This window comes from Xanthomonas sp. SHU 308, from assembly GCF_000364645.1.
In the GTDB taxonomy this organism is placed as follows: domain Bacteria; phylum Pseudomonadota; class Gammaproteobacteria; order Xanthomonadales; family Xanthomonadaceae; genus Xanthomonas_A; species Xanthomonas_A sontii.
In genome coordinates, this window is the sequence record NZ_AQOK01000094.1 from 1 (window position 1) to 13,352 (window position 13,352).

Consider the following 13,352-nt stretch of genomic DNA (forward strand, 5'->3'; position numbering starts at 1 on the left):
CCGCGCAGGCGGCCGGCGACGCGCCGCCACAGCCGCTCGGCGACGCCGCCGTCGGCGGCATCCTGCGCCGCGGGCAGCGCCGACAGCAGCATGTCCCAGGCGACGAAATCGCTGTCGGGCAGCAGGTACAGGCGCCAGCAGCACTGCTGCTGGCGATCGTAGAAGCGCAGGCTCTCCAGCACGCCGTCGCTGTCCACATCCAGGTGCGCGGCCACGCTGCAGGCGTGGCGCCAGCCGATCAGTTCGGCGCCGGTGTGGGCGCGGTACAGACACAACACCGTGCCCAGTGCGGCCAGTTGCGCCGGGCGCGGCAGCGGCGCGGCGATCCGCTCCGGGCCGGTACGCGCTGGCGCAGCGATGCGCATGTAGGGCTACCAGTCCAGCGCCAGGCTGACCGAGACGTTGCGCCCGGCGCCGGTGTAGCGGTCGAGCACGCGGCTGCGGGCCAGGGTCGCGCCGGGCAGCATGTTCCAGTCGATGTAGCGGCGGTCGGCCAGGTTGAACACGCCCACGTCGAGCCGCGCACCTTCGGTGAAGTGCCAATGCGCGAGCAGGTCGAGCGTCGCGTAGCCGGCCGGCGTGTAATAGCTCGGCAGTTCCGGCCGGCGCTTCTTCGCCACCGCGGTGGCGACTAGTTGCGTACCCCAGGTACTGTGGTCGTAGCCCAGGCCGAGCACGCCACGCAGCGGATCCACGGAATTGAGCGGGGTGCCGTCGGTGCGGTTGTCGCCGCGCGCATAGGCCGCGCTGGCCTGCAGCGACCAGCCGCTCCAGCGCGCATCGAGTGCGCCGAAGTCGATGCCGGCCTTGGCCTCCACGCCGCGGATGGTCACCCGGTCGACGTTGCGCGATTGATACAGCATCAGGCCGTTGGCGTTGAAGCCGACGAAGCGGTAGGACTCGATGAAGTCGCGATAGGCGTTGCGGTAGGCGCTCAGGCCGGCGTAGACCGCCGGACCGGCGTAGCGCACGCCCAGTTCGGCGCCGCGACTGGTCTCCGGCTTCAGGTCGGGATTGGCGATCGCGGTGTAGCCGATGAGCAGGTTGGTGAAGCCGATATTGACGTCGTTGTACGGCGGCGCGCGGAAGCCGTGCGCGTAGTTGGCGTACAGCGACCAGGCATCGTCCAGGCGCCAGATCGCGCCGAGCTTGGGCGAGACGTTGCGGTCGCTGATCTTCTTCGCCGCCACGCCGGGATTGTCGGTGGCGAAGATCGCGTCGACCTGCGGCGACAGCCGGTAATAGTCCGCACGCAACGCCGGGGTCAGGCTGAAGCGGCCATCGGCCAGCGCGATCTCGTCCTGCAGGTAGGCGCCGGCCTTGAGCGTCTCGGTGATCGGGAAGTCGCGGACCGGGAAGGTTTCGATGCCCACGGTCTTGCTGATCGTGCCGGTGCGCAGGTTCAGCGTGTGGCCATCGCGCTTCTCGTGGGTATCGGTGTGCGACAGGTCGATGCCGTAGCTGATGTCGTGCACGATGCGCCCCTGATCGACCCGCTTGTGCAGATTCGCCTGCAGTCCGTACAGGCGCTGGTCGAAGTCGTGCTCCATGTGCCGCAGCGTGCCGTTGCTGCGGCGTTCGTCGGTGCGCTGCAGGCTCTGGCTGTCCTGGCGGTACAGCTGCCACTGCAGGTCGTCGGCGAGCAGCGTGTCGAGCTGGTCCACCTCGTGTGCCAGCGACACGCGGGCGCGGGTCTGATGGTCGCGGCCGCGCTGCGACAGGATGCTGGCGGTGACGTTGCTCAGCGCATCGATGCGCGAGTAGTCCTCGTTGCCTTCGACGGTCAGCTTGAAGCGCTGATTGGCGCTGGGCGCGTAGACCAGCTTGCTGAGCAGGCTGCGGCCGTCGCTGCTGAGCGGATTGGGCGCGGTGCGGGCGACGCCGATGCTGCGGTTGTCGCCCTGGGTTTCGCTTTCCTGGCCCTGGCGATGGCTGACCGCGGCCATGCCGCTCCAGCGGTCGCCGCCGAAGGCGACCAGCGCGCCGGCGAACAACCCCTTCCACTCGCTCTCGTAGCCGAACTTCAGGCCGACGTAACTGTCCTTGCCCGGCGCCAGGTAGTCGGCCGGATCCTTGGTGACGTAGGCGACCACCCCGCCCAGCGCATCCGAACCGTACAGCGCGCTGGCCGGACCGCGCACGATCTCCACGCGCTTGAGCGTGTCCATGTCGACGAAGTTGCGGTTGGCGTTGAGGTAGCTGCCGAAGCTGAAGGTGTCCGAGACCGGGATGCCGTCGGTCTGGATCAGCACGCGGTTGCCGTCCAGGCCACGGATGCGGATGCCGGAGATGCCGCTGAAGCGGCCGCTGTTGCTGGTGGCGGACACGCCGGGCGTATAGCGCAGCAGATCCTTCAGGTCGTGGACCAGTGCGCGGTCCATCTGTTCGCGGTCGATCACGTCGACGCTGCCGGGCACGTCGACGATGGCGCGCTGGGTGCGGGTGGCAGTGACCTGCAGGCGATCGAAATCGCGGATGGCGGCCGCCGCACTGGCGGCGTCGGCGGAGGTGTCGGCAGAAACAGGAGCGGCATGCGCGCCGGCGGCCAGGGCCAGCCACAGCGCGCCGGTGAGCGGGGCGGTACGGAACATGGAGAGCATCGGTGGTCGCGGAAGACCCTCGACCGGCACGGCACGGGGTCCGCGCCTGGCCGAGGGGGAGAGAAGGATCGCGACTGCGAGGCGGCCGCGGCCGACGCGCAAGGGCGTGGGCCAGGTGGCGGCAGATCGAGCGGGGAGACCGGCCGCGCGCGGCGGCCGGGGGGCATCACTTGGTCAGGATCAGCTTGTCGTTGCTGGTGTGGCGCAGGCGATAGACGCGGTCGCCGTGCTGGATCAGCACTTCGCGGCGGCCCTTGAGCAGCGCCTGGCTGCTGATGGTTTCTTCGGCCGGGACTGCGCGCGGCACGGTGCGCTCGCGCAGGCTCAGGGTCTCGGGGTGACGCAACAGCACGGGTTGAGCGGTCATGGTCGAACTCCATCCACGGGGTGCATCGAGATGATAATGATTCTCAATACTTAATCAAGACCCATTCTCGCCCGATTCGATTCGCAATCCCGATCAAAACCCCGACCACGAAAGATTCCAAAGATCGCCACACATCAACGCCTTCGCCGCCGCGCCGCCGCGCCGCCGCTGCATTGCGGCGGCGCAAGCGCATGCCGTCGTCAGCGCACCGCGGCGTCGACCCGTTCCCACCACGCCGCGTCGTCGCGCGCGGCCAGCTCCAGCGCCGCCAGGTTCTCCAGCAGCTGCGACACCCGGCTGGCGCCGAGGATCACCGTGGACACGTGCGGGTTGCGCAGGCACCAGGCGATCGCCAGCGACGCCGGCGCCACGCCCTCGTCCGCGGCCAGCGCGGTGAAGGCGCGCGCGCGCTCGACCCGGCGTTGCGCCGGCGGCCCGATCACCTCCTGCTGCAGCCAGGCATTGCGCTCCTGGCCCAGCCGCGAGGCCGGATCGATGCCGTCGTTGTACTTGCCGGTCAGCAGGCCCGAGGCAAGCGGCGACCAGATGGTGGTACCCAGGCCGAGCTCGGCGTACAGCGGCGCGTACTCCTGCTCGACGCGCTCGCGATGCAGCAGGTTGTACTGCGGCTGTTCCATCGACGGCCCGTGCAGGCCCAGCGCGCTCGCCACCTGCGCCGCCTCGCGGATGCGCTCGGCCGGCCACTCGGAGGTGCCCCAATACAGCACCTTGCCCTGGCGGATCAGCGCGTCCATCGCGCGCACGGTTTCCTCCACCGGCGTGTCCGGATCGGGGCGGTGGCAGTAGTACAGATCCAGATACTCCACCCGCAAGCGCTTGAGCGCGGCATGGCAGGCGTCGGTGACGTGCTTGCGCGACAGCCCGCGCTGGGTCGGGCGCGGCGATTCCACGGCGCCGAAGTAGACCTTGCTGGACACGCAGAAGCCGTCGCGCGGCAGCCGCAGGTCGGCGATCACGTCGCCCATCACCTGCTCGGCGCGGCCGTGCGCATAGACCTCGGCGTTGTCGAAGAAGTTGATGCCGTGGTCCCAGGCGGCGGCGATCAGGTTGCGCGCTTCGTCGCGGCCGGTCTGCCCGCCGAAGTTGATCCAGGCGCCGAACGACAGCGCCGACAGTTGCAGCCCGGTGGCACCGAGGCGACGGTATTGCATGGCAACTCCTCCTGCTGAGCGAACCCGCGGCACGGCCGGCGGGCGGCCGCACAGTGTAGCGGCGCTGCCGCAAGGCCCCTTCGGCGCCGCCACGCCGGCGGCAGCCAGGCGCCCCGCTCTTGCGAATCCCCAATCCCCAATCCCGAATCCCCCGACTGAACACGCCTCGCCTTGCCGGCCGTCACCCCCTGCACTAGGCTTCCCGTCTTTGGTCGGGGACCGGGGACGCAGATGGTCGAGGGATTGGGAAGGATCGGCTTCGGCCTGTTCGGTTTGGCGGTGTTGATCGGGATCACCTGGCTGTTCTCCAACAACCGCCGGGCGGTGGACTGGAAGCTGGTCGCGACCGGCCTGGTCCTGCAGATCGGGTTCGCCTCGCTGGTGCTGCTGGTCCCGGGCGGCCGTGAGGTGTTCGACTGGCTCGGCCAGGTGTTCGTCAAGGTGCTGAGCTTCGTCAACGAAGGCTCCAGCTTCATCTTCGGCAGCCTGCTCGACACCAAGACCTACGGCTTCATCTTCGCCTTCCAGGTGCTGCCGACCATCATCTTCTTCTCCGCGCTGATGGGCGTGCTGTACCACCTGGGGGTGATGCAGGCGGTGGTGCGGGTGATGGCCTGGGCGATCACCAAGGTGATGCGCGTGTCCGGCGCCGAGACCACCAGCGTCTGCGCCAGCGTGTTCATCGGCCAGACCGAGGCGCCGCTGACGGTGCGTCCGTACATCCCGCGCATGACCGAGTCCGAACTGCTGACGATGATGATCGGCGGCATGGCGCACATCGCCGGCGGCGTGCTGGCGGCCTACGTGGGCATGCTCGGCGGCGGCGATCCGGCGCAGCAGGCGTTCTACGCCAAGCATCTGCTGGCGGCCAGCATCATGGCCGCGCCGGCGACGCTGGTGGTGGCCAAGCTGCTGATCCCGGAGACCGGCACGCCGCTGACCCGCGGCACGGTCAAGATGGAAGTGGAGAAGACCACCAGCAACGTGATCGATGCCGCCGCCGCCGGCGCCGGCGACGGCCTGCGCCTGGCGCTGAACATCGGCGCGATGCTGCTGGCGTTCATCGCCCTGATCGCGCTGGTCAATGCGCCGCTGACCTGGATCGGCGACGTCACCGGCCTGGCCAGCGTGATCGGCCGCCCGACCAACCTGTCCACCATCTTCGGCTACGTGCTGGCGCCGGTGGCCTGGGTGATCGGCACGCCGTGGCCGGATGCAACCACGGTCGGTTCGCTGATCGGCCAGAAGGTGGTCATCAACGAGTTCGTCGCGTATACCGAGCTGTCGCGTATCGTCCAGGGCCAGGTGCCGGGCGTGAGCCTGAGCGCGGAAGGCCGGCTGGTCGCCACCTACGCGCTGTGCGGCTTCGCCAACTTCAGCTCGATCGCGATCCAGATCGGCGGCATCGGCGGCCTGGCCCCCGAGCGCCGCCACGACCTGGCCCGCTTCGGCCTGCGTGCGGTGCTGGGCGGCTCGATCGCCACCTTCATGACCGCGACCATCGCCGGGGTGCTGTCGCACTTCGCCTGATCCGGCCGCGGCATCCGCCGCACCCGTCTTTCTTTTTTTCAGTTCCAGTCGAGAAGCAGTACATGCCTATGAGTTCGGTCATCGTCGTCGGTTCGTTCAATGTCGACCATGTGTGGCGTTGCGAGAATCTGCCCGCACCGGGGGCGACCATCGCCGGCCGCTACAGCACCGGCCCCGGCGGCAAGGGCTTCAACCAGGCGGTGGCGGCGGCGCGCGCCGGCGCGCGTACCAGCTTCGTCTGCGCGCTCGGCGACGACGCCGGCGGCGCGATGGCGCGCGGCCTGGCCGCGCAGGACGGTATCGCCCTGGTCGCCGAGGCCAGCAGCGAGCCGACCGGCACCGGCGGCATCTACGTCGACGGCCACGGCCGCAACACCATCGTCATCGGCGCCGGCGCCAACGCCGCGCTGAGCCTGGACTTCGTGCAGGCGCAGCGTCCGCTGCTGGGCTCGGCGCGGGTGCTGCTGGCGCAGCTGGAATCGCCGATCGAGACCATCGAGGGCACCCTGGCGCTGGCCCGCGAGGCCGGCCTGACCACGGTGCTCAACGCCGCCCCGGCCAACGCGCAGACCAGCATCGGCCTGCTCAAGCTGGCCGACGTGCTGACCCCCAACGAAACCGAGTTCGCCGCCCTGCTCGCCCGCCATGTCGGCGTGCGCGTGGACGCCGACGACGTCGCCGCCACCGATGGCGGCAGCTTGCACGCGCTGTGCCGCAAGCTGCTGCCGGGCGGCACCGTGGTGGTGACGCTGGGCGCGGTCGGTGCGTTCATCTCGCACCCCGAGGAGCGCCTGCTCGGCGACACCCAGCCCTACTACCGGATCGGCGCCGAAACCGCGCATACCGTGGACACCACCGGTGCCGGCGATGCCTTCAACGGCGCCCTGGTGGCGTCGCTGGCGCAGTCGCCGAACGCCGCGTTCGCCACCCACGTGCGCTTCGCCAACCACTACGCGGCGCGATCCACCGAGGCCGAAGGCGCGGCGGCATCGATGCCGCGGCTGACGCCCGAGGCCGGCTGAGCGATCGGCGCGACGGTGCCGGCCGTCGCCGTCGCCTGCCATCACAAACCAGCGCCGGCGCTGCGCCGGCCACGCATCCGACAAGGAGTTGCCGATGCCCCGCCGTTCCGTCATCCCGTTCGCCTTGCTGTGTGCGCTGCTGCTCCCGCTGTCCGCCGCCGCGGCACCGCGCTGCGACTGGAACAGCCTGGCCGCCGACGCCGACCGCGCCGCGGTGACCGTCTCCGCCGAACGCCTGCAGCAGGTGATCGCGGCGCATTACGACGATGCCGAGCAGGAGAAGGGCGCGGCGCTGGCGCGGACCCTGCTGCAGCGCGCGCAGACGCCGCAGCAGCCGGGCACATTGGAAGGCCGCTGGAAGGTGCGCTCGATCCAGGTCGACCCGCACTTCGCCTACGCCTATCCCTACTTCAAGGCCGAGATCCGCCGCGATCCCTGCGGCTACCACCTGAGCAAGACCAGCGGCTCGCAGCGCCGCAGCGGCACGCTGTATCCGCTGTCCGCCGGCAGCCATGAGCTGGCCTTCCTCGGCGCCAGCACGGTCAACGACGAGCCTGAAGCGGCCTACGCGCCCGGCCATGCCTCCGACGGCACGCACGGCAACAGCGTCGGCCGCCTGGTCGCGCTGGGCCCGGACGAACTGCTGCTGATCCTGGACGGCAAGGACAACGGCTTCGAGCTGTACCAGCTGATGCGCTGACGGCCGCGCGGGCCGCCCGGCCCGCCAGCGCATGCGCCCCGCTACACTAGCGGCATGCGTATCGGCCCCTACACGATCGAACCGAAGGTGATCCTGGCACCGATGGCCGGGGTCACCGACAAGCCGTTCCGGCTGCTGTGCAAGCGGCTGGGCGCGGGCCTGGCCGTGTCGGAAATGACCATCTCCGATCCGCGCTTCTGGCAGACCCGCAAGTCGCTGCAGCGCATGGACCACGCCGGCGAGCCGGACCCGGTGAGCGTGCAGATCGCCGGCACCGAACCCCAGCAACTGGCCGAGGCCGCGCGCTACAACGCCGACCACGGCGCGCAACTGATCGACATCAACATGGGTTGCCCGGCGAAGAAGGTGTGCAACGCCTGGGCCGGCTCGGCGCTGATGCGCGACGAGGCGCTGGTGGCGCGCATCCTCAGTGCAGTGGTGAAGGCCTCGCCGGTGCCGGTGACGCTGAAGATCCGCACCGGCTGGGACTGCGACCATCGCAACGGCCCGGTCATCGCGCGCATCGCCGAGGACTGCGGCATCGCCGCGCTGGCGGTGCACGGGCGTACCCGCGACCAGCATTACAGCGGCCAGGCCGAGTACGCGACCATCGCCCAGATCAAGGCGATGCTGCGCATTCCGGTGATCGCCAACGGCGACATCGACTCGCCGCAGAAGGCGGCGCAGGTGCTGGCCGCGACCGGCGCAGATGCGGTGATGGTCGGGCGCGCGGCGCAGGGCCGGCCGTGGATCTTCGGCGAGATCGCGCACTACCTGGCCACCGGCGAACTCCTGCCGGCGCCGTCGTTGGCGTTCGTGCGCGACACCCTGCTCGGCCACCTGCAGGCGCTGCACGATTTCTACGGCGAGGCACAGGGCGTGCGCATCGCGCGCAAGCACCTGGGCTGGTATGCAAAGGATCAACCCGAGAACGCCGCGTTCCGCGCCGTGGTCAACCGCGCCGAGAGCGCGCAGGCGCAACTGGCGCTGACCGCCGAGTACTTCGACGCGCTGATCGCCGGGGTGCCGCCGGCCTTGTCCGCCGCCGCCTGACGTCTTCTTCTCCCTTGAGCACCGCCATGGGCACGTCTCCCGAAACCCCGACCTATCTGCACGGCTATTCCGACACCGAACAGGCACGCCTGCTGAAACAAGCCCGGCTGCTGGAAGCCACCCTGTTCAACCAGATCGACTACACCGGCGCGCGGCGCCTGCTGGAAGTGGGCAGCGGCGTCGGCGCCCAGACCGAAGTCTTGCTGCGGCGTTTCCCGGAGCTGCACGTCACCGGCATCGACCTGAGCGAGGCGCAACTGCAGGCCGCACGCGACAACCTGCAGCGCATGCCCTGGTGCCAGGACCGCTACACCCTGCAGCAGGCTGATGCCGGCGACCTGCCATTCCAACCGCGCAGCTTCGATGCGGCGTTCCTGTGCTGGGTGCTGGAGCACGTGCCGTCGCCGGCGCGGGTGCTCAGCGAAGTGCGGCGGGTGCTGGCACCGGGGTCGCCGGTGTACGTGACCGAGGTGATGAACGCCTCGTTCCTGCTGCATCCGTACTCGCCGAACGTGTGGCGCTACTGGATGGCGTTCAACGACTTCCAGTACGACCACGGCGGCGACCCGTTCGTCGGTGCCAAGCTCGGCAACCTGTTGCTGGCCGGCGGTTATCGCGACGTCAGCACCGAGATCAAGACGCTGCACCTGGACAACCGCGAGCCGGCGCGGCGCAAGACCATGATCGGGTTCTGGGAGGAACTGTTGCTGTCGGCGGCCGAACGGCTGCTGCAGGCCGGCGCGGTGGATGAGGAGACCGTGGCCGGCATGCGCCGGGAAATGGCCCAGGTGCAGAGCGACCCGGATGCGGTGTTCTTCTATTCGTTCGTGCAGGCGCACGCCACCGTCTGTTGAGCCGTGTTCACGGCGGCGCTACCGCACCGACCGGCGCGGGCGATGCCGGTTCGGTCCAGATCCGTTGCCACATCCGCGCCAGCGCTGCACCAATCTGCCCACGTGCCACCGGCGCCCGGTACGCGGCCTGCAGCTGCCGCGGCGGCATCGCCGCCCAGCCGTCGCCCTGCTGTCGCGCCACCGCGAAGTTGAAGTTGTAGTCCGGCTCCAGGCCCATGCGCAGGTCGCTGAGCACCAGTTCGCCGTCCTTGACCTGCGCGCGCATGAAGCCGCGATTGAACCACGTCAGGCGCTGGACCGCCGGCAGGTCGCGCACCTGCGCCAGCGCCTGGGTGTTGGAGGGATAGCGCTGGAAGCGCATCGGCCCGCGATCGGCGACCAGCGAGCGCTCGCCGATCACGTAGCCGCTCGGGGTCATCGCCACCACCCGCCACAGCAGCGTGTTGAACGGCATCGGCACCGAGAAGCGCGGCGCCTGCGCCAGGCCCATCGCAGCCAGCGCGCGGTCGGCCTCGCGATCGACCAGGTGCTTGGCCAGCAGCGACCAGCCCAAATAGGCGCTGCTCAACAGCAACCCGACCAGCAACGCCTGCTGCCCCACGCGGCGCGCGCGGGCGAACCAGGCGATGGCGCAGGCCAGCAGCAGCCACAGCGTGTAGGCGGGATCGATGATGAACACGCTCGACCACATCGTCGGCGACGGCCGCAGCGGCCACCACAGCTGGGTGCCATAGACGGTGAACGCATCCAGCAGCGGATGGGTGATCAGCGCCAGTTGGATCGCCCAGAACCAGCGGCGCGGCGCCTCGGCGACCCGCCCGTGGCCGAAGCGGCGGAACAGCCACCAGATCAGCCAACCGAGCAGCGGCAGCACGAACAGCGAATGGCTGACGCTGCGATGCACCGTCATCAACGTGACGGGATCGCGGGTCAGCGGCAGCAGGATCAGCGAATCGAGGTCGGGCACGGTGCCAAGCGCGGCACCCGCAAGCAGAGCCGCGCGCCGATGCGTAGCCGGCGCGATGGCGGCGGCAATGGCACCGCCGAGGACGATCTGAGTGAGGGAATCCATCGGCCGATGCTAGCAGCGATGCGGCGAGCGGGACGCCGATGGTGACGCTAGGCGGTCTTTGTGGTGCAGTCGCGATAGAGACGCTTCTTCGCGATTCCGAAGATACAGCAACCGGTGCGGAGAGGATTCGGTCGCAGCGAACTGTCGCGACCGCATGACCGGCAGCTCCCATGTAGACCTCTACGCCGCTCATGGAGGCCGATGACGCTCCCACCGCTGTATGTAAAGCCTTGTACGGAAAGGCGCCGGCCTGGCACCTTTCCGTAGTGCGCGTCTGCCTGGATCGGGCATGCCCAACTGCTGGCGGACGGCTGGATCGACTCAGGGTTCCGGATTGGGAGTTGTGGTAGTCGTGCCAAAGAGCACGTTATGAGCTTGACCGGAGGTCGTGGCTGCCGCACCGACGTCGTTATGCGAGGCAAAAAAGCCACCGACATCCGCGGCGATGACACCCAACCATTTCCAGAAGCGCCCCTTCGCCATGGTGCCATTGCCGTGCTCGGCAGCATATTTGGACCAGTAGCGCGTTGAGTGCCTGGCCACGCTCAACCCGCCAAGAACCAGCGCGCCGTTCTGCGACTTGGGATCGAGCCGCGCGATCGCCTCCCGTTCCAGTTCCTCGAACTGCCGCGCCGCCACGTCCAAGTCCTCGGCGTTCTCCACGATCTGGTCGATCCGCACGATGAACGAGAATTCGTAAGCGCTGAGCTGCTGACGCAAGCCTGCGACGTTTTCCGTCAGCGGCCGAGTCGGATCGACCGAATCGATGATGGGCTGCTGCGTGGCGATGTACCGCTCCAGCGGCACGCCAGGCGCATAGCCGCATTTCTTGACCAACAGTGTCAGCGCGTCATCGGCGGTGGCATTCAGGTCCATCAGGCAGCCCAAGTACATGTTGTGCTGGATGCCGGCCTGGTCCACCGGGTTTTCCGCCGCCAGCGCAGGGGCGCCGACGACACTGCCCACCAGCAGAGCGGTTGCGACAAGGAACTTCTTCTTCATGAGCGTTCTCTCGCTATATGGAAGGGATTGGAAATGGCTGGGGTGCGTGGATCGCCCCCGGGGGATGGCCACCGCCGCATCGGCACACGCTGCGATCCGGCGATTCCAGGCTAGGCAGCGCGTCGGCGTGGCACGAGGGCGAAGCCGGGCCGCCCACGGAACGAACCGGGTCGGATTGGCGACGCCGTGCCAGGCGGAGCGACTGCACGGTGGCGCGCCTCGCGCCTGCGGCACGGATGCCACTGCCGAAAAATCAAGGCCTTAGGCGGATTTGTTCCCGGTCTATACCCGCGGATGCGCTGGCATCCGCGCCGCCGCCATTCGTAGGCTGCAGTCTCTTCTCTGCGCATTGCGAGGTTCCGATGCCCACCCACCGTTCCCTCTTCCATGCCGCCCTCGTCGCGGTGCTGCTTGCCATACCCCTGGCCGCCCACGCCCACGACACCCTGCCGCCGGACTGGTGCCTGGAGGAGAGCCAGGAACCGGAGGTGGTGGTGAAATTCGATTTCGACGGCGAGCAGTTGCGGCAGACGATGGACAAGTGCGGCGTGGTCGATAGCCACGAGCCGTACACCAATACGCTGAACACCATCGCCGCCTATTGCGAGGTGGTGGCGCCGTCGCGCTCGGCCAAGCCCATCGTGCTCGGCCCGACGACCTTCCTGGCACGCGACCACCACAGCGCCTACCGCATGGAGCAAGGCTTGAAGGGCGCCTGCGTGGTCTGCCCGGCCAAGCGCGGACGCTGACGCGCCATGCAGGCGCGCTCGCCGGTTAGCGCAGCCGACGATCGCCGGCAGGAGAAGTGCCGGGCTTGCTCAGCCGAGCGCGTCCCGGCGGGTGTAGGCAAGCACCGTGTCGATCCTCGACTGCAAGGCGGCGCGCGCCTCCGCCGACAGCTCTCCGCAGTGCGCGAGCACGAAATAGGCCGAGCGCAGCACGTCCCGCCAGCGCGGGTTGCTAGGCAATTTGGAGACCGCCAGGTAGCGCTCCATCGCCCGCGCACGCAGGCGGCCGTCGTCGATGTTCACGCGCCAGATGCGGCTGCGCTCGGCCAACTCCAGGCGACCGGTCGCGGTGGCGCGCTCCCAGGTGTCGATGACCGCCAGCATCAGGTCGACCAGCGCGCGCCGGAAGGCATCGCGCAACGCAGGCGCGGCGGCCTCCGCTGGCGTGTGCTCGGCCTGCGCGGTGTCCGCCACCGCACCACGGTCGCGTTCCTGCAGGCCGAGGACGACCAGCCCATCGCCGCCGCGCCAGGGCGTGAAGGTCACGGCGAGCGGCGTGCCATGCCGTGCGACGATCTCCAGGCGCTGCGCCGCGCTGTCCTCCATCCGCTCCAGCGCCGCCTGCAACGCCGGGCGGTCGCCCTCGGCAACGCAGGCGAACACCGGCTGCCCGACCGGTTCGGCGTCGTCCGCACCGCCGAGCAGCAGGCGGCCGGCACGATTGGTGGCCAGGACCTGGCCTTCGGCATCGAGCAGGCACAGCGCGTCCTCGCGGCTGTCGAGCAGGGTCTGCAGCAGGCTGCGATCCTCGGCCAGCGCATCCGCCTCTCGCCGATAGCGGGCCAGTTGCTCCTCGTGGCGGACCTGCCGTGCGGCTTGCAGCAAACGTTCGCGCTGGCGGCGACGCTGCAGCCACAGCCAGAGGCCGAGCGCGGCGGCGACGCCGGACACCAATGCCAGCCACAGCAGCAACGTGCGTTGCCGCAGCTGGACCTGGCGCAGGCGGTTCTCGCTTTGCAGGGCATCGATGGTGCGCTGCTTTTCGGCGGTGTCGAAGCGGATCCGCAGCCAGTCCAACTGGCGATCGTGCTGCGCGCGGACCAGCGCCGCGGCCTCCGCATTCGCGCGCCGCAGCGTGGCGATGGCCGCGGCCGTATCGCCACTGTTTTCCTGCAGCCGCGCCAACTCCTCCAGCAACGGCACCCGCACCGGATCGCCGCCGGCGGCCGCTGCCAGCGCCGCGCGCAGGCGG

The 13,352-nt window shown here is 69.4% G+C and carries 12 protein-coding genes and 1 pseudogene; 6 read left to right on the forward strand and 7 right to left on the reverse strand.

Annotated elements, in window-relative coordinates; genetic code table 11:
- The 4 genes and pseudogenes from D588_RS0104195 to D588_RS0104210 all read right to left on the reverse strand — a co-directional run.
- A pseudogene (locus tag D588_RS0104195) lies at positions 1-365 on the reverse strand (Hemin transport protein); the annotation flags it as partial.
- Between the two features lie 6 nt (positions 366-371).
- A complete protein-coding gene (locus tag D588_RS0104200; RefSeq protein ID WP_017915085.1) occupies positions 372-2,591 on the reverse strand; it encodes a TonB-dependent hemoglobin/transferrin/lactoferrin family receptor in 2,220 nt (739 codons plus the stop codon).
- Between the two features lie 175 nt (positions 2,592-2,766).
- Complete coding sequence (locus tag D588_RS0104205; protein ID WP_017907561.1) at positions 2,767-2,967, reverse strand: hemin uptake protein HemP; 201 nt, start codon at positions 2,965-2,967, stop codon at positions 2,767-2,769.
- A 200-nt stretch (positions 2,968-3,167) separates the two neighbouring features.
- Positions 3,168-4,139 (reverse strand): aldo/keto reductase, encoded by a 972-nt coding sequence (locus D588_RS0104210; RefSeq protein ID WP_017915086.1) that lies wholly within the window; start codon positions 4,137-4,139, stop codon positions 3,168-3,170.
- A gap of 231 nt (positions 4,140-4,370) precedes the next feature.
- Between D588_RS0104210 and D588_RS0104215 the strand changes: the two genes are divergently transcribed.
- From D588_RS0104215 to D588_RS0104235, 5 genes are all read left to right on the forward strand, one after another.
- On the forward strand, positions 4,371-5,669 hold the full coding sequence (locus tag D588_RS0104215) for a nucleoside transporter C-terminal domain-containing protein (protein ID WP_017911618.1): 1,299 nt from the start codon (positions 4,371-4,373) through the stop codon (positions 5,667-5,669).
- Positions 5,670-5,737: 68 nt separating this feature from the next.
- Positions 5,738-6,691, forward strand: coding sequence for a ribokinase (locus D588_RS0104220; RefSeq protein WP_017907558.1), 954 nt, complete (start codon positions 5,738-5,740; stop codon positions 6,689-6,691).
- Positions 6,692-6,785: 94 nt separating this feature from the next.
- Entirely contained in the window at positions 6,786-7,391 is a 606-nt protein-coding gene (locus D588_RS0104225) for a DUF4893 domain-containing protein (protein ID WP_017915087.1), read from the forward strand.
- A gap of 54 nt (positions 7,392-7,445) precedes the next feature.
- Positions 7,446-8,444, forward strand: a complete 999-nt coding sequence (gene dusB / locus D588_RS0104230; RefSeq protein ID WP_017915088.1) for a tRNA dihydrouridine synthase DusB — start codon at positions 7,446-7,448, stop codon at positions 8,442-8,444.
- 26 nt (positions 8,445-8,470) lie between these two features.
- Positions 8,471-9,298 (forward strand): class I SAM-dependent methyltransferase, encoded by an 828-nt coding sequence (locus tag D588_RS0104235; RefSeq protein ID WP_017915089.1) that lies wholly within the window; start codon positions 8,471-8,473, stop codon positions 9,296-9,298.
- Between the two features lie 7 nt (positions 9,299-9,305).
- Here the strand turns inward: D588_RS0104235 and D588_RS0104240 are convergent, their stop codons facing one another.
- Together D588_RS0104240 and D588_RS0104245 are read right to left on the reverse strand one after the other, a co-directional pair.
- Entirely contained in the window at positions 9,306-10,370 is a 1,065-nt protein-coding gene (locus tag D588_RS0104240) for a metal-dependent hydrolase (protein ID WP_017915090.1), read from the reverse strand.
- Positions 10,371-10,691: 321 nt separating this feature from the next.
- Positions 10,692-11,372 carry a hypothetical protein gene (locus D588_RS0104245; protein ID WP_017915091.1) on the reverse strand — a complete coding sequence of 227 codons (681 nt, stop codon included), beginning with the start codon at positions 11,370-11,372 and terminating at the stop codon, positions 10,692-10,694.
- Between the two features lie 362 nt (positions 11,373-11,734).
- Here D588_RS0104245 and D588_RS0104250 point away from each other — a divergent pair, with 362 nt between their 5' ends.
- Complete coding sequence (locus tag D588_RS0104250; protein WP_017915092.1) at positions 11,735-12,121, forward strand: hypothetical protein; 387 nt, start codon at positions 11,735-11,737, stop codon at positions 12,119-12,121.
- Between the two features lie 69 nt (positions 12,122-12,190).
- Here D588_RS0104250 and D588_RS0104255 read toward each other — a convergent pair.
- A partial coding sequence (locus D588_RS0104255; RefSeq protein ID WP_026143362.1) for a PAS domain-containing protein occupies positions 12,191-13,352 on the reverse strand: 1,162 nt, incomplete at its 5' end.

Excerpts from the sequence above, each read along its gene's own strand:
- D588_RS0104200 (WP_017915085.1), bottom strand. The coding sequence starts at position 2,591 with ATGTTCCGTACCGCCCCGCTCACCGGCGCGCTGTGGCTGGCCCTGGCC.
- D588_RS0104205 (WP_017907561.1), bottom strand. The coding sequence starts at position 2,967 with ATGACCGCTCAACCCGTGCTGTTGCGTCACCCCGAGACCCTGAGCCTG.
- D588_RS0104210 (WP_017915086.1), bottom strand. The coding sequence starts at position 4,139 with ATGCAATACCGTCGCCTCGGTGCCACCGGGCTGCAACTGTCGGCGCTG.
- D588_RS0104215 (WP_017911618.1), top strand. The coding sequence starts at position 4,371 with ATGGTCGAGGGATTGGGAAGGATCGGCTTCGGCCTGTTCGGTTTGGCG.
- D588_RS0104220 (WP_017907558.1), top strand. The coding sequence starts at position 5,738 with ATGAGTTCGGTCATCGTCGTCGGTTCGTTCAATGTCGACCATGTGTGG.
- D588_RS0104225 (WP_017915087.1), top strand. The coding sequence starts at position 6,786 with ATGCCCCGCCGTTCCGTCATCCCGTTCGCCTTGCTGTGTGCGCTGCTG.
- dusB (WP_017915088.1), top strand. The coding sequence starts at position 7,446 with ATGCGTATCGGCCCCTACACGATCGAACCGAAGGTGATCCTGGCACCG.
- D588_RS0104235 (WP_017915089.1), top strand. The coding sequence starts at position 8,471 with ATGGGCACGTCTCCCGAAACCCCGACCTATCTGCACGGCTATTCCGAC.
- D588_RS0104240 (WP_017915090.1), bottom strand. The coding sequence starts at position 10,370 with ATGGATTCCCTCACTCAGATCGTCCTCGGCGGTGCCATTGCCGCCGCC.
- D588_RS0104245 (WP_017915091.1), bottom strand. The coding sequence starts at position 11,372 with ATGAAGAAGAAGTTCCTTGTCGCAACCGCTCTGCTGGTGGGCAGTGTC.
- D588_RS0104250 (WP_017915092.1), top strand. The coding sequence starts at position 11,735 with ATGCCCACCCACCGTTCCCTCTTCCATGCCGCCCTCGTCGCGGTGCTG.